Consider the following 21,905-nt stretch of genomic DNA (forward strand, 5'->3'; position numbering starts at 1 on the left):
GATGTGGAACAAAGCTTGCAGGCTTGAATCATCACTGGATCAAGAGGTTTACCCCTATGCAGAGCAATGTATCTACTCACGGGATGGCGGTTACTTCCCATCATTTGGCCAGTCAAAGTGCGGCTGCTGTGCTGCGCGATGGTGGCAGTGCCATAGAGGCCATGGTGGCGGCTGCGGCAACCATTGCGGTGGTCTATCCGCATATGAACAGCCTCGGCGGTGACGGCTTTTGGCTGATCGTGCCCCCCGAAGGCGAACCGATTACCATCGACGCCAGCGGCGCGGCAGGCAGTCTGGCAACGCTCGATGCCTACGCAGGGCTCTCCCATATTCCTCATCGAGGGCCGCGTGCGGCGCTTACCGTAGCGGGAACCGTCAGCGGTTGGGACGAGGCGCTCAAGGTGGCGAAGGAGCTTAATGGCACAACACTGCCACTCGCACGTCTGCTGGAAGACGCCATCGGTTACGCTGCCGACGGCGCGCCGGTAACGGCATCGCAGGCGCACGCCAGCGCCGACAAGTTGGCCGAACTTCGCGATGTGCCCGGCTTTGCCGACACCTTTCTGGTGGATGGTCAAGCGCCTGCCACCGGCAGTCGCTTCACACAGCCAGCGCTAGCGGCAACGCTGCAACAGTTGGTCGATGAAGGGCTCGATAGCTTCTATCGAGGCGCACTGGCCGAGCGGCTGGCGCAAGGAATGACGCGTCTTGGACTGCCGATTACCCTCACCGACCTGCATCGCCACCGCGCCCGAAGGCGCTCAGCGCTAACGCTGCACCATTCAACGGGCACGCTGTGGAATCTGGGCCCGCCTACTCAAGGGCTGGTGTCGCTGGCGATACTCGGGATCACTGACCAACTCGCCCCGCACCAAACCGACGATGCCCAGACCATCCACCGTATTGTCGAAGCCACCAAACTGGCCTTCGGCTTGCGCGATGCGCATATCACTGATCCGCTGCACTACGATGTGGATGTTCAGCAACTGCTCGCACCCGCCTCGCTGAAACAGCTCGCCACCCAGATCGACGACCAGCAAGCGGCCAACTGGGGCGCTGGAAAGGGCCCCGGCGACACCGTGTGGATGGGCGCCATCGATAGCAGTGGCTTGGCGGTTTCCTTCATCCAAAGTATCTATCACGAATTCGGCAGCGGCGTGGTGCTTCCCGATACCGGCATCGTGTGGCAAAACCGCGGTGCGTCGTTTAGCCTCGACCCCACTCATCTGCTGGCGCTGGCACCGGGTAAACAGCCGTTCCATACCCTCAATCCCGCTGCCGCACGCCTCAACGACGGTCGCGTCATGGTGTATGGCTCGATGGGCGGCGATGGTCAGCCGCAAACGCAGGCCGCGCTGTTCACCCGCTACGTTTTACAGGGAGAGTCGCTCCAGCAGAGCATTACCCAACCGCGCTGGGTGCTGGGCAGAACCTGGGGACAAGCGTCGGATTCGCTGAAAGTCGAGGGTCGCCTACCCAACGCCACCGTAACGCGCTTGAAGGCGCTGGGGCACGACGTTGAGCTGCTGGACGATTTTAGTGAAGTGGTCGGCCACGCAGGCGCTGTGGTCCGCTACACCGATGGTTTGCTGGAAGGCGCATTCGACCCCCGCAGTAATGGCTCAGCCGCGGGCTTTTAGCGAGTATCTTACAGGGGGTGGCTACCACGTTGGGGCGTGAACGACGCCCCTTCCGCCACGGCATATCACAACGGTTTCCGCGTCGTTTTCGCATCGTCGATGTGTCGCTGGCGATAAGCGTCCTTCGTCAATAAACAATAATGGGAGTACGCGATGATCCAACAACAGCAAATTAATCAGCCAGAAGTAGTGGCTGAGGTAACAGCGGCGTTCTATCGCTATGAAAAAGCACTGGTAAGCAATGATATCGCGGTATTGGATGAGCTGTTTTGGCAGGATGAGCACACCGTGCGTTTGGGTGCCGGAGAGAATCTCTACGGTATCGATGCCATCCGCGCCTTTCGAGACGCCCGCCCGTCCAAAGGATTGGCCCGCGAGTTACGAAATCCCCATATCGTGACCTTTGGCGATGACATGGCGGTATGCAGCACCGAATTTACCCGCGAAGGAAGCGAGCGGATCGGCCGCCAGCAGCAGACCTGGGCGCGCTTTCCAAGCGGTTGGCGGATTGTGGCCGCTCACGTGAGTTTGATGAGCTAGCCAATACCACGCTCGCACACGCCTGCCATGCGAAGCACGCCTTATTCACGCCTTGTCTTACGCGCAAGGCCCTCACCCTAAGGGTGCGACTTCCGCAGCGTTGCGCGGTACATCGCCGGCGCTGGCACACTTAGCTGCCGCGGTAGGTCGACCAGCCTCCCGGCGCGATTAGAAACGGCAGGTGATAATGCTCGTCCGCTTTGCTTGATAGCACCGCATCGATCTGTGCTTGTGTATACAGAGTGTCGCGCTGATGACGTGCAAACCAGTCGCCTATCTCTGCCACCAACTGATAGCACCCTCCCTCACATTCGCCAAATGCCGCCGCAGGAATACGCCCTTGTGCATCGGTGGTTGCGCTGGCAACCAGGTCACCTTCACGGATCAGCCGAACCACCACGCCTTGGGCAGGTTTACCGCTCGCTACATCCAGAATATGCGTGCTCAATGTGCTCATTCGCCTATCACTCCTGCTAATCTCAACAAGGTAATCTCCCGCAATTGTTGCAGAGATTCGGTGACTTCCTCTGCATCACCATGAGCAAGCCGCTGGGTTAGCGCCTGTAGAATTTCTTCCCCACTACGGCCTTTGGCACGGATCAGAAACACTCGCCCAAAGCGCGCCTCGTAGCGGGCATTGCCCTCGCGCAGCTGTTCAGCGAGCCGCGCGTCGTGCTGATCGACGGCCGACTGCTCCTGACGCGACAGCGCCGCGTGAGCCTGGTTACCACCAGGCTGCTCACCGATGCGCGGATGCGCACTCAGCGCTTGCTCAAGCTCTGCTTCTCCCCACTGCTGGGTCAGCTTATTCGCGAAGTCCATCAGCGCCGCGTGATTCGAATACGGGCGATGCTTAAGCAAGGCGTCGATCCAGCCAGGTATCGCTACGCAGGGAGCAATCAGCGGCTGCGCTTTAGCGCGCGGCAGGTGGTTAAAGTGATCAAGCGCGATCATGGCTGCGTTCTCCTTCAGGCGCTGTGGTGGACTTCTGATGCGGAATCGCCATGCTCAAGACGATCGCGACCAGACCACCGCTAGCCGCCGCTGATCCCAGCAGGTTAGCGATAAATGACGGGAAATGAGCCAGAAACTCAGGCACTGCCTGAATGCCCAATCCCACTCCAAAGGTAAGTGCGACGATAATAACGTCACGCTGTTCAAGCGGCGCTTGAGTGATAATGCGGATACCTGCGACCACCACGCAACCAAACATTACCATGGTCGCGCCGCCCAGCACTGGCGCAGGAATTTGCCGCAACAGCTCGCCAAATGGCGGAAACAGTCCCAGCAGCACCAAAATCACGCCAATGTACCGCCCAACAAAGCGACTGGCGACGCCGGTCATCTGAATAACGCCGTTATTTTGCGCAAACGTTGTATTCGGAAAGGCGCACAGCATGGCGGCTAGCACGCAGCTAATGCCATCGGCCAACACGCCGCCCTTTAACCGCGAACGAAATTCCGCATCGGTGATCGACCGGCCAGAGATAAGGCAGTTAGCGGTTAAATCGCCTACCGCTTCGAGAATACATACCAGCGAGATAAGTGCGATGGGGAGAAAGATAGCGGTATTGAAATGGAAGCCGAAAGGAAACAACGCCGGCAGGCGAAACCAGCTATCGCCTACCCCAGTGAAGTGAAACTTGCCACTGAGCGCTGCTACCACGCAGCCGATCGCCATACCAATGACGATGGATGAAAGCCGCAGCCAGCGGTTTCTGGCACAGCCCAGCAGCACGATCACGGCGAGGGTGATAGCGCCGAGCGCGATATTGCCAGGACTGGCGAAGTCCTTCGCCTGCTCGCCGCCGCACCAATTCACCATCGCAACCTTGATCAGGCTGATGCCGATCAGCGCAATCACACTGCCGGTAACAATGGGCGTGAATACCTTCTTGAGCGGCTCGATGAAGCGGCTGACCACGATCGGCACCAGTGCCGCCACCGCGTTCACACCAAACAGCATCGCCAGCACGTCGTGCGCACCGCCGCCCTGCTGTTTGACCCACATACCGCCAGCAATAGCAACGCCCACGAAGGCGAAGCTGGGGCCCTGCATGCAGATCATGCCTGCGCCAATGCCGCACACGCGGTTCGACTGTAAGAAGGTGCCTATACCCGAGACCAACAGCGACATGCTGATCAAGTAAGGTAGCCATTCACCGAGCCCCAGCGCGCCGCCAATAATCAGCGGCGGCGTAATTACTCCCACCACGCCGGCCAACACGTGCTGTAGCGCGCTGAAAAACGCAGGCAACGGGGGAACGCGCTGATCGAGACCGTAGAGCAAGCTGTTGTTATCAGACATGGTAGTTTAGACCGTTGTGACCAAGCGTTATCTGCTAGTGCACAAAGCAGGCCAGAGTGAGACGAAACGTAAAAATCCGTTCACTCTCTCTTTACTTTCAATCACATGCACTGCTTGCACGATGTTTATCGATGGCCGGGCTATTCATTTACCAATGAAATAACAGTTTCAGAAATTTATGAAAAGAAACTTTTGACTCAAAAAAGCGCACCCGTCTACCGTTTTTGCACCATCAAGGTGCGGCATCGACTACTTTTCACTATAGCGCCCCTTAACAGACCGCGATAACGAAAGCTGGTACGCAAATTGCTCTATTGCGATACACCACACGACAAGGAGAAGCGCATGAAAGCATTGGTCATCGGTGCAGGTATTGGCGGCCTGTGTGCCGCAGTGGCGCTAAAAAAAGCAGGCATCGACTGTGATGTGTACGAAGCCGTCAAGGAGATCAAGCCAGTAGGCGCCGCTCTCTCGATCTGGCCGAACGGCGTGAAGTGCATGCGACGCCTGGGGATGGGCGACATTATCGATACCCACGGCGGGCCTATGCACTTTCTCGCCTATAAGGACTACCGCAGCGCAGAGGACCTGACTCAGTTCAGCCTTGCTCCGCTTATCGAGCAAACCGGCGAGCGTCCTTCTCCGGTCGCCCGCAGCTTGCTGCAGCAAGATATGCTCGACTTTTGGGGACGTGATTCAGTGCAGTTCGGTAAGCGAGTCGTCAGCGCAGAACAGCACGATCACGGCGTTAGCGTAAAATTTGCTGACGGCTCCGAGGCCCATGGCGACTTCCTGATTGCCGCTGACGGCAGCCACTCGGCCTTGCGCCCCCACGTGCTGGGCTTTGCCCCCGAGCGACGCTATGCGGGCTATGTCAATTGGAACGGTTTGGTGGAGATCGACGAGGCAATTGCTCCTGCCGAGCAATGGACCACCTTTGTTGGGGAAGGTAAGCGTGTATCGCTAATGCCCATCGCCGATGGACGCTTCTATTTCTTCTTCGATGTACCGCTGCCTGCCGGACTGGCCGAGGACCGTAGCACCCTGCGCGATGACCTCACTCGCTACTTCGATGGCTGGGCGGCCCCAGTACAGCGCTTGATTGCAGCGCTCGATCCCAACACCACTAACCGCATTGAGATTCATGATATCGAACCGTTCGATACGCTGGTTCGCGGCAACATAGCGCTACTCGGTGATGCCGCGCACAACACCACACCCGATATCGGTCAGGGCGGCTGTGCCGCGATGGAGGACGCCGTGGTGTTGGGCGAATGCGTGCGTACCCACAGTGATATCGCCACGGCGCTGCGCCACTACGAACGTGAGCGCTGTGCGCGCGTACGTGATCTAGTGCTGAAGGCGCGCAAGCGCTGTGATGTTACCCATGGCAAGGATATGGCGCTCACCCACGCCTGGTATCAAGAGCTTCAACAGGAAACCGGCGAGCGCATTATCAAAGGGCTACGCGACACCATTCAGGGCGGCCCACTGGGATAGCCCCATCGACCGCCCCGCTTGCTTCACGCATGCATCACCTGGGGTCGATTGATGGCCAGCGATGAACTGGTGCTGCTACCGCAACAACAATGATGGGCAAGCTCCTTGAGGGTGAGCCGTGACCGGCGCTCTCAACAACCGCCGCAGTGAGTGCGCCCGCGGTTGGCCCCGCCGGACAGCGTGTCATCGTCTATCGTGCATGCGCTCGGTGCTAGCGTAGCTGCCTAGACGCAACCACTGCTCGGTGGCGTCGCTCAACCTTTAGCGTTTAGTCGTGAATACGGTGTCGCTGCTTGTCATAGCGGAATAGGCGTAACAAGATAAATGGCTCTTCCAGCGACAACGCGCCACCGCTGTCCTTACCGGCAGTGCCTGTTGTCTCACTACATGACAGGCCCCCATGACAGCATTGCAGTGCCTCGTGAGACGCCCTTTGGATCGGAGTTGACATGGTTGAATCCACCGCGCGCACTTCCCATCCGGCTGCTCACTCACCCTCCACCACCCGCGTGTCCCGTCTGTTTATTCTGCTGTACTGGCTGGCAGACATCGGGATATTTCTGGCTGTCATGACACCCGTCAGCATCACCATGGCGATTCGCGTGGCGGACCTATTTCCCGATCACAAAGCGGCCTATCTGGGGATTATTCTAGGCGTAGGCTCGCTTGGCTCGATGATTGCGAACCCGGTGTGCGGCTACCTTTCAGACCTGACTCGTACTCGCTGGGGGCGGCGACGGCCGTGGATTTTATCCGGTATGTGTCTAGCGACACTCGCGCTATGGGGGCTGGGCGTTGCGACATCGCTGCTGGCGCTGGTGGCCTTCTGGTGTCTGGCGCAGGTTGCCATTAATGCGGCGCTCGCGTCGCTGGTGGCGGTAATTCCTGATCAGGTGCCCAAACAGCAGCGTGGCTTCGTTTCAGCACTGCACAGCATGTCGACCACCCTCGCCATCATGGCGGGAGTAGTGGTCATTAATATCGTCGGCACCGCGCATTTGGGCATGTTTTTGATTCCTGCGTTAATCGGGCTGGCGTGCACGCTGGTCTTTGTATGCTTCTTCAAGGAGCCACTGCCCGATGCCTTGCCGCCTAAAGAGCACCCGCTACTGGACATCAAATCGGCGATGCTGAAGTTTCGCCGTCACCCTTTCTCGCATTCGCCCTTCTCTTTGGCGTGGCTAAACACCTTCCTGCTGTTCTTCGGAAGTTCGATGGTGGGGGCCTATCAGGTTTACTTCCTGACCGATCGGCTGGGGTTTGATGCGGTAGCAGTGGCTCGCGGAATTTTCATTTCAACAGCGGTGACCGGCGCCTGTGTCGTTATGGCATCGTCGCTGACCGGCTGGCTATCGGATCGACTCGACCGCCGCAAACCCTTTGTGATTGGTGCCATCCTGCTGTTTGCCTTAGGCGTGCTGCTGCTCATGCTGACCCATAACTATTGGGGATTTCTGCTGGCAGTCACGACCACCTCGCTTGGTTCGGCAATTTACGCGGCGGTTGATCAGGCCATGGTGATCGACGTGCTGCCCGACCAAAACACCAGCGCGGGAAAGAATATGGGGATTTTCAATATGGCGGTAATGGCACCGCAGGTGATATCCCCCATCGTAGCGCCATGGTTTTTGGGCATGGGCGAGGGGCACAACTTCAATGCGCTATTTGGTGCGGCCATGGTGGTAGTACTGGCGAGTCTGATACCGATCTTCCGCATGAGGGGCGTGCGTTAGCGCAAGCGTACGCCGCATATTGACAACGCACTACGGGCGGCGCAGGGCCCGCAAGATGCCGTGATGCTTTCTAGCAGCACTCGAGGCAACATTGCTTACCCACCCGCCCGTCGCGGGTAGGCGCTAACAACGGCAGCTGAGATTTATTTACCGCCGCAGATGATCGAGCCAACCAGCGCCAGATACCGCCAAGCGCCTGCAAGGCCATGCGCCTGCTTCTAGTGCTCCACGGCCGAGCGGCGACTGAAGAAGCGCAACAGCCCCCACCCGAGCACGCCCGACAGCAGCGAGCCGATAAAGACGCCCAAGCGTGCATACTGCTGTAGTTCGGGATGATCGAAGGCCAGCAAATTGACAAACAGGCTCATGGTGAAGCCGATGCCACACAGCACCGCCAGCGCGTACACCTGCCACCAGTTAGCGCCCTCAGGCCGAGGCGCAATGCCCGTTAGCGCGCAGAGACGAATGGTCGCAAAAATACCCAGCTGTTTGCCGAAAAACAGCGCCAGCGCCACGCCCATCAGCACCGGCTGGGTGAGTATCTCGACGTTCAATCCCGCCAGTGATACACCCGCATTAGCGAAGCCAAACAGCGGGATAACCAGAAAGCCGACCCACGGCGCCAGCCCATGCTCGAGCGTTTCGAGCGGGTGCACCTGCCGACTGACCTTGTTCCCCTGCAACGGGATGGTAAGCGCCAGCACAACTCCCGCTAGCGTCGCGTGCACCCCCGACTTGAGCACCAGCCACCATAGCACCACGCCCAGCAGCAGATAGGGTGTCAGCTTCACTACCCCCAACCGATTAAGCTCTACCAGCGTCAGCGTGATCACTGCCGCCAGTCCCAGATACAGCATTTCGATGTGCGCCGTATAAAAGAACGCGATGATCACCACCGCGATCAAATCATCAATGACCGCGATCGCGGTCAGCAATACCTTTAGAGAGAGCGGCACGCGCGGGCCTGCCAACGCCAGCACGCCAAGCGCAAACGCGATATCAGTGGCGGTCGGGATCGCCCAGCCGTGCAACCCTTCAGCAGAGTGAGCGTTAAGCGCGACGTAGATTAGCGCCGGCACCACCACCCCGCCCGCCGCAGCCAACCCGGGCAGCACCCTGAGTGACCAGCGATTGAGCTGGCCAACGGCGAATTCGCGCTTCACCTCTAATCCTACGGTCAGGAAGAACAGCGCCATTACGCCGTCGTTAATCCACTCTTCCACTGATAACCCCGCCGCGTGAATCTCTAACAGCGCGTGATAGCCCTCGCCTAGTGGTGAGTTGGCAACGATCAACGCCGCCAGCGCTGCCACCATTAGAAAAACGCCCGGAGCGCTGTCGCTATTGTTGAGTGCCGCCAGTACCCGCATTCGCACTATCGTCCTTGGTTGTTGGCGCAGACGCCGCTGCCATGCCCGATGGATTCATCTATGCGATGTCATGGTATCGGAAAAGCACGTCGCTTACCTCGCTTTAGCTACCAAGGGAGTAGCGACATTGCGTAAGTCGCTCATCTACCGGCGTTATTTTTGTTGATTGAACGTTCAATAAAAATAATCTACACTGCCCGCCATCTGAGTCGCACCATCAGGAACGCCTCATGCCAAAGATAGGAATGGAACAGATTCGCCGCCGTCAGTTAATCGATGCGACCTTGGTCACCATCGATCACTTCGGTCTGGAAGACACCACCATTGCACGAATCGCGAAAAGTGCCGGAGTCTCTGCGGGCATTATCAGCCACTACTTTGGCGGCAAGGATGGTCTGATTGAAGCGACCATGCGGGAAGTCTTGAGCCAATTGAGCGCTGCCGTTGCCGAGCGCCGCCGCGCCACCGCCCATCACGATGTCGAAGGCCACATTAACGCCATTATCGAGGGCAACTTCGACCGCAGTCAGGTCAGCGAATCAGCCATGAAAACCTGGCTGGCCTTTTGGGTATCGAGCATGCATCGGCCGCAGCTCAAACGGCTGCAAAGCGTCAATGATCGACGCCTTTTTTCCAATCTGTGCTATCAATTCAGTCGGCGTTTGCCGCCTGACAAGGCACGCGACGCGGCCCGTGGTTTAGCCGCCTTGATTGACGGCCTGTGGCTGCGCGGCGCATTAATGCCCGAGCGCTTCGATGTCGATGCCGCGCTGCGCATTGCGCGCCACTTCGCCAACGAACAGCTTCATTCATGTGACAGTCAAGCAGCACTGGCACAGTAACGCATAAGCACTCAACGATTGATTACGCACTCTTCATCTATCAGGAGACGTTTCATGAGCACACTGCCGATCATCCAGCAATACATCGACGGCAAACCGGTCGACGCCACTTCAGGCAAAACCTTCGATACCGTTAACCCTGCAACCGGTGACGTGATCGCTCAGGTGCAGGAAGCCTCCAGCGCCGACGTCGATCGCGCCGTTGCTGCGGCACGCCGTGGTCAGCGCGAATGGGCCGCCAAAACAGCAATGGAGCGTGCGCGCATTCTTAACCGTGCGGTGGCGCTGCTGCGTGAGCGCAACGATGAGCTCGCGAAGCTGGAATCGATCGATACCGGCAAGGCGTTCAGCGAAACCAGCGCTGTCGATATTGTGACCGGTGCGGATGTCCTCGAATACATGGCAGGTGCATCGCTGGCGTTTGAAGGTATCCAGCAGCCGCTGCGCAGCGACGCCTTCTTCTATACCCGTCGCGAGCCGATTGGTGTGTGTGGTGCCATTGGTGCCTGGAACTATCCGATCCAGATTGCCTTGTGGAAGTCGGCACCGGCACTGGCCGCTGGCAACGCGATGGTGTTCAAACCCAGCGAGGTTACCCCGCTAACCGCGATGAAACTGGCCGAAATCTATACCGAAGCCGGTCTGCCCAACGGCGTATTCAACGTCGTACATGGCGCCGCCGACGTGGGTATCGCTCTGACCGACCATCCGCACATCGACAAGATCTCGTTCACCGGCGAAGTGGGTACCGGTAAAAAAGTGATGTCCGCTTCTGCGGCTTCCTCGCTGAAGGAAGTCACCATGGAGCTGGGCGGCAAGTCACCGCTGATCGTATTTGCTGACGCCGATCTTGACCGTGCTGTCGAAGGTGCGATGGTGGCCAACTTCTTCTCTACCGGTCAGGTGTGCACTAACGGCACGCGCGTCTTTGTCGAAAGCTCCATCAAGGCAGAGTTCGAGCAGAAAGTGCTGGAACGCATCAAAGCGCTCAAGGCCGGCGACCCACTCGACGCTGCCACCAACTATGGCCCGCTGGTCAGCTTCGAGCATCTCGATAAAGTGCTGTCGTACTTCGATATCGCCAAGCAGGACGGCGCCAAGCTGCTGACCGGCGGCGAGCGCATGACCGAAGGTGAACTGGCCAGGGGCGCGTATGTTGCCCCCACCGTTTATACCGACTGCAGCGATGACATGCGCATCGTGCAGGAAGAAATCTTCGGCCCGGTAATGTCGATTCTCTCCTTCGACAGCGAAGAAGAAGTCGTGCGTCGCGCCAATGACACCAGCTATGGCTTGGCGGGCGGCGTCTTTACCGAGAGCCTGAACCGTGCGCACCGCGTCATCCATCAGATCGAAGCAGGCATCTGCTGGGTGAACACCTGGGGCGAATCCCCCGCTGAAATGCCGGTCGGCGGCTACAAGCAGTCCGGCGTTGGCTTCGAAAATGGTGCCGAAACCCTCAAGCACTTCACCAAATCGAAGTCGGTACTGATTGAAATGGGCGAGTTCCCACCCGCGTTCTAAGCACGCGACCCGCGAACAACATTGGCATGCAGGCGTCGTCCAAGGCGACGCTTGCCGCAAGCGCCACGCAGCGATGTCCTTTACGTGCTGCGGGTAAGTACTGCTTGTTCGCAGGCACAACGCTTAGCCTTTGGCACTGCGCACTTTATCGCATTGCCCTCCCATCTTCCGGCGCCAGCGGCGTCGGCCCCGACGATCTTGATGCCGCGCCAACAACGCTGCGGCATCCTTGACAAGGAGTTACCTGATGGCTGACCGCGAGATTCGAGAATTCGATTACGTCATCGTAGGTGCAGGTTCAGCGGGCAACGTGCTCGCCACTCGATTGACCGAAGATCCTTCGGTAACCGTACTGCTGCTGGAAGCCGGCGGTCCCGATTACCGCCTTGATTTCCGCACCCAAATGCCTGCTGCACTGGCGTATCCGCTACAAGGCAAACGCTATAACTGGGCATATGAAACCGACCCGGAACCGCACATGAACAATCGCCGCATGGAGTGCGGACGCGGTAAAGGGCTGGGCGGCTCATCGTTGATCAACGGCATGTGCTATATCCGCGGCAACGCCATGGACCTTGATAACTGGGCGCAGCAGCCCGGTCTTGAGGATTGGAGCTATGCCGACTGCCTGCCCTACTATCGCAAGGCCGAAAGCCGCGATATTGGTGCTAATGATTACCACGGCGGCGATGGCCCGGTGTCGGTAGCGACCTCCAATGTCAACGACAACCCGCTCAACCGCGCTTTTGTTGAAGCCGGCAAGCAAGCAGGCTTCGCCGAAACCGACGATCTCAACGGCTATCGCCAGGAAGGCTTTGGCCCGATGGACCGCACGGTGACCCCGCAAGGCCGCCGCGCCGCCACTAGCCGTGGCTATCTCGACACCGCCAAACAGCGCCCCAATATTACCATCGAAACCCACGCCACCACCGACCGCGTGCTGTTCGAAGGTAAAAAGGCGCGCGGCGTCGAGTATCTGCGCAACGGCACGCGCCAGCAGGTGCGGGTACGTCGTGAAGTGCTGGTATGCAGTGGCGCTATTGCGTCGCCGGCACTGCTGCAACGCTCCGGTGTTGGCGATCCACAGTGGCTCAACGAGCTGGGAATCGAGGTCGTGCACGAACTGCCCGGCGTAGGCAAGAACCTGCAAGATCACCTCGAAATGTACATTCAATACGAGTGCAAGGAGCCAGTGTCGCTCTATCCTGCACTGAAAATCCAGAATCAGCCCAAGATCGGCCTCGAATGGATGATCAAAGGCACAGGGCTTGGTGCCAGTAACCATTTCGAAGCAGGTGCCTTTACGCGTACCAATGAAGCAGAGCCCTGGCCCAACGTGCAGTATCACTTCCTGCCGCTGGCGATCAGCTACAACGGTAAGAGCGCCGCTGAAACTCACGGCTTTCAGGTACACGTCGGCTCAATGCGCTCGCGCAGCCGTGGCCGTATCAAACTGACCTCGCGCAACCCTGAAGATGCACCGAGCATTCTGTTCAACTACATGAGCGATCCGCAGGACTGGATTGAGTTCCGCGATTGTATTCGTCAGGCGCGCGACATTATCAATCAGCCCGCTTTCGACAAGTTCCGCGGCGCTGAAATTGCGCCGGGCGCCAGCGCACAGAGCGACGCGGAGCTGGATGAGTTCGTCAAAAGCCACGCCGAAACGGCTTACCATCCGTGTGGCTCATGCCGCATGGGCGACGACGATCTGGCGGTAGTTGATGGACAGGGGCGCGTGCACGGCATGGAAGGATTGCGCGTGGTTGACGCCTCGCTGATGCCGCTGATTGTTACCGGTAACCTCAACGCCACCACCATCATGATGGCCGAGAAAATTGCCGATCGCATTCGTGGCCGCGAACCGCTCGCCAAGAGCACTGCCGATTACTTCAAAGCCGAGACCCAGGGCGACGCTGCCAGCGATCTTAGCCCTATTCCCGGCATAACGCTTCGCACCGCTTATTAACGATAGACACGCAAGCAATACCCGCACATACCGCGCCCTGAAAAGGGTGCGGTTTTTTTTGCGTATAAAGAAATAGACAATGCCGAGAATTACTACATATTTTTACCCACATGCTATTGATTCTCTTCTAAATTGATACACTATATCCTTAAGTTTGAGATAACACTTAGACTACAATTATAAGCATCGCTTCAGCACTCATTGGCGGTGCCCTTCTAAGCACCGGGCTCAGCGAGATAGAGTATTAAATAAACGGCTAGCGACCAACGACTGGCCAACAATGTTCTTTTGCATCCACTAGCCGCTTTCCAGGCATGAGACGAGTCCACTCCTCTATGAGCAACAGCGTGACGATTAGAAAACGAATTGGGCTGGTGGTGGCCGTCATCGTGCTACTGGTCATCGGCATTGGATGGTACAGCCATCGCGACAGCGGCGAATCGTCGACGAACAGCGAGCGTCAAAGCGGCGATGCCGTATCAGCGATGCCAGCAGTTCGTGAAGATTTTCCAGTTTACGTATCAGCGCTGGGCACGGTTACGTCGCTGGCCACGGTCAATGTCATTCCTCAGGTGGAAGGAACGCTTGAATCGATCAATGTGAATGAAGGTGATCACGTACGACGTGGCGATCTTATCGCCCGCATCGACGATCGCACCTCCAACGCGTCATTGCAGCAGGCGCAAGGCGAATTAGCGCAATCTCAAGCGCAGTTGAGCAATGCGCAGCAGAATTTAGAGCGCAATCGTAAGCTACTCGAGCGCGGCGCCATCTCGAGACAAACCTTCGACGACCAGCGCGATCAGGTTCGCCAATATCAAGGCACCGTAAATGCGCAGCAGGCAGCGGTCCGAAATGCCCGAGCCAGCCTTAGCTACACCGCCATCACCTCGCCCGTCGATGGGATTGTCGGGGTACGCAACATCGATCCCGGCAACCTGGTGTCGTCGGGCAGCAGTTCTCCGCTGCTGACCATCACCCAGCTTGATCCGATTTCCGTGGTGTTCTCGCTGCCCGCGAGCTATCGCCAGCAGATTGCTGCGCGCCTTGAGCAAGGCGTGGTAGTCAAGGTGTTTGAAAGCGGCGAAAAGCAGCAGCTTGCGCAGGGCCGCCTGCAAAGCATCGACAGCAAGATCGACAGCGAAACCAACACATTGCGCATGCGTGCGCGCTTCGATAACGCCAGTACAGCGCTCTACCCCGATCAGTTTGTTAACGTTCAGGTAGAACTAGCGCGCCTGCCCAATGCGGTGGTAATTCCCGAAACCGCCGTGCAAAGCGCGCAGGACGGCTCATTCGTTTATGTAGTAGGCAGTGACAGCAAGGTACAACGGCGCAAGATTGTAGAGCGCGCTACCAGCGCCGAACAGGTGGCTATCGAAAGCGGCCTTGAGGCAGGAGATCAGGTAGTCGTTGATGGCATCGACCGCCTGCGCGACGGCGCAACGGTCAACGTCGTTAGCCACCACTTGCCCGGCGATCAGCAAACGGCGCAAGACACCCAGGCAACCGACAGCGATCCCTCATGAATCCATCGCGACCGTTTATTCTCAGGCCCGTCGCCACCTCGCTGGTGATGCTGGCGATCATGATCGCCGGCGTGCTGGGCTATCGCATGTTGCCAGTGGCTTCGCTGCCGGAGGTCGAATTTCCCACCATTCAGGTGCAGACGCTCTACCCCGGAGCAGGGCCGCAGGTCATGCAGTCGAACGTGACTGCTCCACTGGAAAACGAGTTGGGAGAAATTTCCGGGCTGCAGGACATGAAGTCGAACAGCACCGGCGGCGCGTCGATCATTACCCTGCGCTTTTCGCTCGATACTGATATTGGCGTTGCCGAGCAGGACGTGCAGGCGGCCATTAACCAGGCGCAGTCGCTGCTGCCTTCTGATCTGCCGATGCCGCCTGCTTATCGCAAGGTCAATCCAGCGGACTCCCCTATTCTGAGCCTGGCCATCACCTCCGACAGTCTACCGCTGGCGAAAGTCTATGACCTGATCGACACACGCATTGCCCAGCGTCTTAGTCAGGTGCAGGGCGTCGGCATGATCAATCTGGAAGGCGGTAACAAGCCGGCAGTGCGGGTGGATATCGATGCGCGCAAGGCGGCAGCGGCAGGCATGAGCCTTGAGGATGTTCGAGAAGCCGTTGATAACGCCAACGTCAATCTTGCCAAGGGCAGCATCTACGGGCGCTACCGCACGCTGAGCATCGATGCCAACGATCAGCTTGCCTCGGCGGACGAATACCGTGACCTGATCATCAAGTACCGCAATGGCGCAGCGGTACGGCTCTCCGATGTCGCGGACGTAAGCGAAGGCGCTGAAAACCGCTACTTGGCCGCCTACGCCAATGGTCAAGAGGCGTTGATTTTGAACGTTCGACGCCAGCCCGGCGCCAACGTTATCTCTACCGTCGATCAAATTCAGCAACTACTGCCAAGGCTGCAAGCTCAGCTTCCGCCTAGCGTGCATATCGAGCCGTTGGCGGACCGCACCCAAACCATTCGCGCCTCTATCAAGGATGTGCAGTTCGAGCTGGTACTCGCGATTGCGCTAGTGACGCTGGTAACCTTCCTGTTCTTGCGCAACCTGCGAGCGACGCTGATTCCCAGCGTCGCAGTGCCGCTAACGCTGATCGGTACCTTCGCGGCGATGTACCTGTTCGGCTTCAGCGTTAACAACCTCAGTCTGATGGCGCTTACCATCGCGACCGGCTTCGTAATAGACGATGCCATCGTGGTACTGGAGAACATTATTCGCCATCTTGAGCGTGGCAAGCCGCCGCTCAAGGCCGCGCTGGAAGGCTCGCACCAGATTGTCTTCACGGTTATCTCACTGACCATTTCACTGATTGCGGTGCTGATTCCATTGCTGTTCATGCAGGATGTGATTGGCCGCTTGTTCCGCGAATTTGCGCTAACGCTCACCTGCGCCATTGTTATCTCGGCATTTATTTCGCTAACGCTGACGCCGATGCTGTGCGCCAAGCTGCTGGAGCCCATCCAGCACCATCATCCAGATGCCCAGCCGCCGCATCACCACGCTGACGGATCAGCCGATGCGCACCACGCTACTGCTCAAGGTTCAGATCAGGGCAGTCACATCGCTCAGTACGATGAGCAAAGCGTTAACAGCCGTATCGAACGTGGCTATGGCACAACGCTTGGCTGGGTGCTTAACCATCAGTTTGCGACGTTGCTGGTGGCACTGGGGGCTTTTGTCGTTACTGCCCTTCTCTACGTGTCGATATCGAAGGGGCTGTTGCCCAGTGAAGACACCGGCATGCTGCAGGGCATTACCGATGCCAGCCAAAACACCTCGTTCGACGCCATGGCGAAACGTCAGCAGATGCTCGCTCGCTTGGTACAAGAGGATCCTGCGGTACAGAACGTCAGTTCGATGATCGGGATCGACGGCACCAATGCCACGCTCAACTCGGGCAGACTGTCGATCGTGCTGAAGCCGATTGCCGAACGCGATGATACCCAAACCGTGATGGATCGCCTCAGCCGCAAGGCGCGGCAGGTCGCCGGCATCAAGCTCTATCTGCAGCCGGTACAGGAACTGGTGCTGGAGGATCAGATTGGCCGCGAGCCGTACCAGATGAGCATGACTCATCCAGATCGTAGCGTGCTGGAGCGGGAAGTGAGTGCGTTGCTGGAACGCATGAACGCCTCGCCGGCGATCAGCAATGCAACCTCGGACATGCAAAACAAGGGCAGTGAGCTTTATCTTGAAGTCGATCGCGACACCGCCAGTCGCCTTGGCATCAGCATGAGCGATATCGACGCGACCCTTTACAACGCCTTCGGCCAGCGGCTGGTATCGACGATTTTCAGTCAGGCAACTCAATACCGCGTGGTGTTTGGCCTGAAAAAATCGCTGAGTCGCGATGCGAGCACCTTGGAGCGGCTTTATCTGAGCGGCGAAGACGACAAGATGGTGCCGCTTACCTCACTGGTAACCGTCAAAAAACGCGAAGCACCACTGGCGCTGAATCAGGACAACCAACTGCCCTCGACCCAGCTTTCCTTCAACGTGGGCGCTGGCTATTCACTCTCTGATGCCTTTACTGCCATCGACAAGGCGCGTCAGGGCGCCCACCTGAATAACGACACCCGCCTTGAATACCAGGGCTCGGCGCAGGTGTATGCCAACAACAATAGTTCTACGCTGTGGCTGATTGTAGCGGCCATAGTGGCCGCCTATATCGTGCTTGGCGTCCTGTACGAAAGCTATATTCATCCGCTCACCATTCTGTCGACGCTGCCTTCAGCAGCCATCGGCGCACTGTTAGCATTGAAGCTGGGCGGCATGGAGCTGGGAATGGTGGGCATTATCGGGATTATTCTGCTGATCGGGATCGTGAAGAAGAATGCCATCATGATGATCGACTTCGCCCTCGATGCGCAGCGTCATCAGCAGATGAGTCCACGCGAAGCCATTTTCCAGGCGGCCCGACTGCGATTCCGGCCGATCATGATGACCACCTTCGCCGCCCTGCTTGGCGCGCTACCGCTAATGTTTGCTTCAGGCTACGGCGCTGAGCTTCGCAAACCGCTCGGTTTCTCGCTGGTGGGCGGGCTGTTGGTCAGCCAACTGCTGACCCTTTACACCACGCCAGTGATTTATCTTTACTTCGAGCGTCTATCCGACTGGTGGCAACGCGTTCGCCATGCATCGTCCCATCATCATGATGGCAATGAGGGGCCGTCGCAGTGAATATCACTGCGCCCTTTATCAAACGCCCTATCGCTACCATTCTGCTATCGGTAGCGACGCTGCTGCTGGGCGGGCTGGCGTGGTTCATGCTACCGGTGGCGCCGCTGCCCGACATGCGTATTCCGGTCATTATGGTCAATGCCTCCTTGAGCGGCGCCAATCCGGATACCATGGCCTCTACCGTGGCAGCGCCGCTGGAGCGCTCGCTTGGGCAGATCTCGGGAATCAAGCAAATCAGCTCCACCAGTTCTGAAGGCGGCACCCAGATCGTGGTGCAGTTCAAGTTCGGGAAGAACATCGATGAGGCGGCACGCGAGGTACAGGCGGCCATCAACTCGGCACAGGCGCTGCTGCCAACCGCTATGCGCAGTCGCCCCAGCTACCGCAAGGTCAATCCCACTGACGCCCCCATATTGCTAATGAGCCTGAGTTCGCCACGGCTTTCTCAAGGCGAGCTTTATCAATTGGCAGATCGCACCATTTCCCCGCGATTACTGCGCATTTCAGGCGTTGGCTCGATCAGCGTGGGCGGTAGCTCCTCTCCCGCCATTCGCGTGGGCGTCGATCCCTTCGAGCTACAGCATGCAGGGATTTCCCTCGATACCGTGCGCAACGTGTTGGATAACGCCAACTCCTTGCAACCCAACGGCAATATAGATAGCGGCGACAAGCGCCTGATGTTAGGCACTAACAGCCAGCTGTTTAACGCATCAGACTATCGCTCGCTGATTGTGCACAGCAGCGATAACGGCCGGCGCATTCTGCACCTTGGCGATGTGGCCGAGGTGAGCGAAGGCGTCGAAAATCCTTACAGCTCCGGGTTCTATAATCAGCGCAGCGCGGTCATTCTGGTGGTCAGGCCAACGGCAGACGCCAATATCGTCGACACCGTCGATCAAATTCGCGCCGAATTGCCCAATGTGACCTCGCTGCTGCCTGAAGCCACTGAGCTGAACGTCACCATGGACCGTTCGCCGGGTATCCGCGCATCGCTCACCGAAACTCAGCTAACGCTCATCATTGGGGTATTGCTGGTGGTCGGCGTTATCTTCCTGTTTCTGCGCTCGCTACGCCCCACGCTGATACCCGGCGTCGCCATTCCTATCACCTTGATTGGCACCTTCGCCGCTATATACATGTGCGGCTATACGCTTAACACCATGACACTGATGGCACTGATTGTGTCGGTGGGATTTGTGGTCGACGATGCCATTGTGGTGGTTGAGAACGTGGCGCGACATATCGATCGTGGCGAGCCGCCCTTCTCTGCTGCGCTCAAGGGCAGCGCTGAAATCAGCTTTACCGTGGTCTCGATGACGCTTTCGCTGGTGGCGGTGCTCATCCCCATTATGCTGCTTCCCGATCTGTTGGGGTTATTGTTCAGCTCGTTTGCCGCCACACTGATGATTGCGCTACTGATTTCGATGGTGGTATCGCTGACGCTAACGCCAATGATGTGTGCGTATCTGTTTGCGTCACGTCATACCCATAAAGTAAGGCGCCCAGAGCGCTGGCTAATTGCAATGGGAAATCTGGTGCAGCGCGGTTACGCGACTACCTTGGCCGTCGCGCTCAAACACCACCGGCTAACCCTGCTATCGCTATTTGCCGTGATAGGACTCAACGGTTACCTATTCGTGGTGGTGCCGAAAGCGTTCGTTCCCACTCAGGACACCGGACGCATTCAAACCTCGATTCGCCCCGACCAAAGCCTCGGCTTCAGCGCCACACGCGACAAGATTGAGCAGGTGCGCGATGTGCTAATGAAAGACCCGCGGGTGGAGAGCGTGGCCGGCTATGTGAGTACCGGCGGTCGCCACGGCGGTGGCGCAAGCGCGTTCATGTCACTGTCGCTGAAGAATGACCGTGACGCCGATACCCAAACCATCGCCAATCAGTTAACCCAGCGCGTTAGCCATTTTGCCGGGCTACGCATTGGCATGTTTGCGGCAGAGGATATCGGTGGCGGCAGCGGTAACGGCCAATACGACCTGACCCTACGCAGCGACAGCGTTGCACAGCTGAACAAGTATGCTGACCGGGTCACTCACGCAATGGATAGCATGCCGCAGCTTACCGGGGTGACCAGCGACCACAGCGCTAACGGCCAAGCGCTGAATCTGGTGGTTAATCGCGAGCGTGCCAGCGCGCTTGGAATCAGCATGCGCGATGTCGATACCTTGCTGGAAAACAGCTTCGCGCAGCGCCAGGTATCGAGCGTGTATCGCGGCACCGATCAGTATTACGTGATCATGCACGTGAAAGAGAATTATCAGGCCAGCGCTGATTCACTGAGCCACCAGTATCTGGTGAATGACGATGGCAAGCAGATTCCGATTACCGCGTTCGCACACGTAGAGCGCTCGGTGTCACCTGTTGAGGTTAATCACCTCGATCAATTTGCGTCGATTAGCATCTCGTTCAATCTAGCGGATGGCGTGGTGTTAGGGGACGCTACCGAAGCCATCAAACACAAGGTGGATGGCCTGATGCTGCCGGGCGATATCATTGTCGACTTCAATGGCTCGGCATCCGACTTTGAATCGAGCTCCCAAGCCATGCCGTGGATACTGCTGGCGGCACTGGCGACCGTCTATCTGGTTCTAGGCATACTTTACGAAAGCTACATTCATCCATTCACGATCTTGTCGACGCTGCCGTCAGCCGGAGTGGGCGCGCTGCTGGCGTTGCTGCTGGTCAAAGAGCCTTTCACGATGGTGGCGATGATCAGCCTTGTGCTGCTGATCGGCGTGGTGAAAAAGAACGCCATTTTGCTGGTGGACTTTGCCCTGCACGCCGAACGACATTATGGAAAATCGCCCCAGGAGGCGATTACCGAGGCCGCGCTGGTGCGCTTCCGGCCGATCATGATGACCACGATGGCGGCTATTCTTGGCGCAGTGCCACTGCTGATTGGACACGATGAGAACGCCGCCTACCGCTACCCGCTTGGGGTTACCATTGTGGGCGGCCTGATCGTTAGCCAACTGCTAACGCTCTACACCACCCCAGTGGTTTATCTTTACTTCGATAAGTTGCGCTACTGGCGACGCTCGAAGCAGTAAATCAGGGCCGCCTTCTTCTCAGTAACGGCCCAAGTTGAAGCGCGCTCTGGAGAGCTTAGTGCACCACCGAGAAATAACGCTCGGCGCGCGCCAAGCCATCGACAAACTGCTGTTTGAAACGCTCGAAGGTGGCGGGATCGTGCTTGAACGTGCGCACAATACGCGCGTCGTCAACGGCAATAACCTCATCGAGTTCCGCCACGTTTTGCGCAGGATGCTGAGCGTTCAGCCCTACTCGCGCATTCTCACCTGCGGGCGCATCAAGCCAGCGTGAGAACCCGGCTGACGAGAAAAACGCTTCAAGTGTCGGCTGGGTAACCGACACCCGCAGCGCGGTGGAGGCAGTAATGCGCTCTACCAGCGCCGTTGCGTAGCCTTGGCCGCGCAACGTCTTGGGGGTTGCCAGCAGCGTCAGCTCAGCGGCACGCCCCTGCTCTTCCAACACCAGTAACGCCACGCTTTTCAGCGCACCATCATCGGCTAATGCCACCATACGCGCCGCGTGGTTAGGCAATAATTCGCTGGTTATCGCAGCGAAACGCACCAGCGGTGTTAGGCCGGCAGCGCTACCGAAAACTTCTGCGCACAGCAGCGCTACGCAGTCGTCACGCTGCTGCCCCGCTGCTATCTCAATCATTCTCATCATAATTCCATCACAAAAAGGTGATTAACTGGCGTGTAGCGGGCACTA

The 21,905-nt window shown here is 58.0% G+C and carries 16 protein-coding genes; 10 read left to right on the plus strand and 6 right to left on the minus strand.

Going from position 1 to position 21,905, the window contains the following annotated elements; translation table 11 throughout:
• Positions 1 to 56 precede the first annotated feature (56 nt).
• Positions 57 to 1,640 (plus strand): gamma-glutamyltransferase family protein, encoded by a 1,584-nt coding sequence (locus R84865_RS07130; protein ID WP_435639233.1) that lies wholly within the window; start codon positions 57 to 59, stop codon positions 1,638 to 1,640.
• Positions 1,641 to 1,793: 153 nt separating this feature from the next.
• Positions 1,794 to 2,180, plus strand: coding sequence for an oxalurate catabolism protein HpxZ (gene hpxZ, locus R84865_RS07135; protein WP_435639234.1), 387 nt, complete (start codon positions 1,794 to 1,796; stop codon positions 2,178 to 2,180).
• 130 nt (positions 2,181 to 2,310) lie between these two features.
• Here hpxZ and uraH read toward each other — a convergent pair whose 3' ends face one another.
• From uraH to R84865_RS07150, 3 genes are read right to left on the minus strand one after another with little or no spacing between them, the layout of a single operon-like run.
• Positions 2,311 to 2,637, minus strand: a complete 327-nt coding sequence (uraH, locus tag R84865_RS07140) for a hydroxyisourate hydrolase (RefSeq protein WP_435639235.1) — start codon at positions 2,635 to 2,637, stop codon at positions 2,311 to 2,313.
• Complete coding sequence (uraD, locus tag R84865_RS07145) at positions 2,634 to 3,134, minus strand: 2-oxo-4-hydroxy-4-carboxy-5-ureidoimidazoline decarboxylase (protein WP_435639236.1); 501 nt, start codon at positions 3,132 to 3,134, stop codon at positions 2,634 to 2,636. The genes uraH and uraD overlap by 4 nt, the downstream gene beginning before the upstream one ends.
• Entirely contained in the window at positions 3,121 to 4,488 is a 1,368-nt protein-coding gene (locus tag R84865_RS07150; protein ID WP_435639237.1) for a nucleobase:cation symporter-2 family protein, read from the minus strand. Before R84865_RS07150 ends, uraD begins: the two co-directional genes overlap by 14 nt.
• A gap of 345 nt (positions 4,489 to 4,833) precedes the next feature.
• On the opposite strand from R84865_RS07150, the gene hpxO reads away from it, so the two are divergent.
• Positions 4,834 to 5,988: an FAD-dependent urate hydroxylase HpxO gene (hpxO, locus tag R84865_RS07155; RefSeq protein WP_435639238.1), complete on the plus strand. Its 1,155-nt coding sequence runs from the start codon at positions 4,834 to 4,836 to the stop codon at positions 5,986 to 5,988.
• A 268-nt stretch (positions 5,989 to 6,256) separates the two neighbouring features.
• Here the strand turns inward: hpxO and R84865_RS07160 are convergent, their stop codons facing one another.
• Positions 6,257 to 6,439: a hypothetical protein gene (locus tag R84865_RS07160; RefSeq protein WP_435639239.1), complete on the minus strand. Its 183-nt coding sequence runs from the start codon at positions 6,437 to 6,439 to the stop codon at positions 6,257 to 6,259.
• Between R84865_RS07160 and R84865_RS07165 the strand changes: the two genes are divergently transcribed.
• Positions 6,438 to 7,721 (plus strand): MFS transporter, encoded by a 1,284-nt coding sequence (locus tag R84865_RS07165; protein WP_435639240.1) that lies wholly within the window; start codon positions 6,438 to 6,440, stop codon positions 7,719 to 7,721. The genes R84865_RS07160 and R84865_RS07165 overlap by 2 nt on opposite strands.
• A 218-nt stretch (positions 7,722 to 7,939) precedes the next feature.
• Here R84865_RS07165 and nhaA read toward each other — a convergent pair whose 3' ends face one another.
• Complete coding sequence (nhaA, locus tag R84865_RS07170) at positions 7,940 to 9,091, minus strand: Na+/H+ antiporter NhaA (RefSeq protein ID WP_435639241.1); 1,152 nt, start codon at positions 9,089 to 9,091, stop codon at positions 7,940 to 7,942.
• Positions 9,092 to 9,321: 230 nt separating this feature from the next.
• Between nhaA and betI the strand changes: the two genes are divergently transcribed.
• The 6 genes from betI (at position 9,322) to R84865_RS07200 (ending at position 21,214) form a co-directional block, all read left to right on the plus strand.
• Complete coding sequence (gene betI / locus R84865_RS07175; RefSeq protein WP_435630881.1) at positions 9,322 to 9,933, plus strand: transcriptional regulator BetI; 612 nt, start codon at positions 9,322 to 9,324, stop codon at positions 9,931 to 9,933.
• Between the two features lie 54 nt (positions 9,934 to 9,987).
• The gene (gene betB, locus R84865_RS07180; RefSeq protein WP_435639242.1) at positions 9,988 to 11,457 is read left to right on the plus strand and encodes a betaine-aldehyde dehydrogenase; all 1,470 of its coding nucleotides are present in this window, start codon (positions 9,988 to 9,990) and stop codon (positions 11,455 to 11,457) included.
• Between the two features lie 247 nt (positions 11,458 to 11,704).
• The gene (betA, locus tag R84865_RS07185; RefSeq protein ID WP_435639243.1) at positions 11,705 to 13,426 is read left to right on the plus strand and encodes a choline dehydrogenase; all 1,722 of its coding nucleotides are present in this window, start codon (positions 11,705 to 11,707) and stop codon (positions 13,424 to 13,426) included.
• Positions 13,427 to 13,773: 347 nt separating this feature from the next.
• Positions 13,774 to 14,955, plus strand: a complete 1,182-nt coding sequence (locus tag R84865_RS07190; protein WP_435630884.1) for an efflux RND transporter periplasmic adaptor subunit — start codon at positions 13,774 to 13,776, stop codon at positions 14,953 to 14,955.
• Entirely contained in the window at positions 14,952 to 18,149 is a 3,198-nt protein-coding gene (locus tag R84865_RS07195; protein WP_435639244.1) for an efflux RND transporter permease subunit, read from the plus strand. Before R84865_RS07190 ends, R84865_RS07195 begins: the two co-directional genes overlap by 4 nt.
• Positions 18,146 to 21,214, plus strand: coding sequence for an efflux RND transporter permease subunit (locus R84865_RS07200; protein ID WP_435639245.1), 3,069 nt, complete (start codon positions 18,146 to 18,148; stop codon positions 21,212 to 21,214). The genes R84865_RS07195 and R84865_RS07200 overlap by 4 nt, the downstream gene beginning before the upstream one ends.
• Before the next feature lie 55 nt (positions 21,215 to 21,269).
• Here the strand turns inward: R84865_RS07200 and R84865_RS07205 are convergent, their stop codons facing one another.
• On the minus strand, positions 21,270 to 21,851 hold the full coding sequence (locus tag R84865_RS07205; protein ID WP_435639246.1) for a hypothetical protein: 582 nt from the start codon (positions 21,849 to 21,851) through the stop codon (positions 21,270 to 21,272).
• Positions 21,852 to 21,905: the final 54 nt, after the last annotated feature.

It is taken from the genome of Carnimonas bestiolae (assembly GCF_051251145.1).
Lineage (GTDB): Bacteria > Pseudomonadota > Gammaproteobacteria > Pseudomonadales > Halomonadaceae > Carnimonas > Carnimonas bestiolae.